This is a genomic window from Streptomyces sp. NRRL F-2664 (assembly GCF_000719345.1).
Classification (GTDB): Bacteria; Actinomycetota; Actinomycetes; order Streptomycetales; family Streptomycetaceae; genus Streptomyces.
In genome coordinates, this window is record NZ_JOFX01000532.1 from 1 (window position 1) to 271 (window position 271).

At 70.5% G+C, this 271-nt stretch carries 1 pseudogene; it reads left to right on the forward strand.

The annotated features are described in order from the left end of the window. A pseudogene (locus tag IF89_RS44295) lies at nucleotides 1-271 on the forward strand (IS110 family transposase); the annotation flags it as partial.

A 271-nucleotide genomic window follows, 5' to 3' on the forward strand; every position in this document is an offset into this window, starting at 1 on the left:
GGCCGAGCACGGCGACAGCCCCAGAAAATCCGATCCCGATCGCGATTGAGACCTCCCGCGGTCTGCTGGCGGCCTGCCTGCGAGCGTCCGGCCGACGGGTCTATGCGGCCAATCCGATGGCGGTGGCTCGCTGCCGGGACCGGCACGCCGTGTCCCGCAAGAAGTCCGACCGCCACGATGCCGTCGTCCTGGCGAACATCCTGCGGACCGACGCCGAACTCCATCGGCCGCTGCCCGACGACTGCGACCTGGTCAGGGCGATCGCCGTCCT